General features: G+C 46.9%; 2 rRNA genes. Both read left to right on the forward strand.

The features are described 5' to 3' along the window. Positions 1-85: 85 nt before the first annotated feature. A 5S ribosomal RNA gene (rrf, locus tag BN3456_RS00365) occupies positions 86-203 on the forward strand. A gap of 423 nt (positions 204-626) precedes the next feature. Continuing rightward, a 23S ribosomal RNA gene (locus BN3456_RS16035) occupies positions 627-1,195 on the forward strand; the annotation flags it as partial.

Here is a 1,195-nt window from a genome sequence, read left to right on the forward strand (position 1 = left end):
GCAAGCGGAGTCGAGATAGACGAAAGCCCGCACTCGCGGAGTACCACTGGATGCTATTAAATCAGTGACTCCGATAACAAAATCTTTTGGTGGCGATGCGCCTGGGGGAAACACCCGTACCCATCCCGAACACGATGGTTAAGCCCCAGACGGCCGATGGTACTGCACTGGTGACGGTGTGGGAGAGCAGGTGGCCGCCAAATTTAAAAACAAATGAACATGCGGACCCGCCGCAGAAATGTTTCACTTCCTATAGATACAGGCAGCCGGATATCCAGTATCCTTCATGCCAACCCAATCAGCAGGGCAGTGCTGTTTAAGATATCTGGTCTTTACCAGTGATTAGATACACGAAGAGCTTACAAGAGACTTTCGCGTATGTAATGACTGATAAAACAGTCAGATGCACCTTGAAAACTGCATACAAAGAAAGCGTTACATTACAACTGATAAGCAGTAATGTAACAAGATTAAAAATATTTTAATCAAGACATCCGAGGTAATGTTATAAACATTAACTGATTCGAAGAAAACGAAGTAAAACAATTGATTTATTTGACTATTGCCAACGCACATCACGCTAGATGTGTGTCGCTGATTCCCATTCCCGTGGGAAGAGGCATGTTGGTTATGCTTTTAAGAGCGTATGGTGGATGCCTTGGCACTAAGAGCCGATGAAAGACGTGACAAGCTGCGATAAGCTTCGGGGAGGGGCAAATACCCATCGATCCGGAGATTTCTGAATGGGGAAACCCACTAAAGCAAACCTTTAGTATCCTTAACCCAATCCATAAGTTAAGGAGGGGAACCCGGTGAACTGAAACATCTAAGTAGCCGGAGGAAGAGAAAACAACATGTGATTCCGGAAGTAGCGGCGAGCGAAACCGGAAGAGCCCAAACCAGGGTGCGTGCACCCTGGGGTTCGGACCGTATAATTGATTCATGACAGATAGCAGAATGGTTTTGGGAAAGCCAGCCAGAGAGGGTGAAAGCCCCGTAGGCAAAATCTGAAATGACATGGCGGTATCCAGAGTACCACGAGACACGAGAAACCTTGTGGGAATATGCGGGGACCACCCCGTAAGGCTAAATACTACTTAGTGACCGATAGCGCATAGTACTGTGAAGGAAAGGTGAAAAGGACCCCGGGAGGGGAGTGAAAGAGAACCTGAAACCATATGTTTACAAGCTGTAT

This window comes from Clostridium sp. C105KSO13 (assembly GCF_001517425.1).
In the GTDB taxonomy this organism is placed as follows: Bacteria; Bacillota; Clostridia; order Lachnospirales; family Lachnospiraceae; genus Muricomes.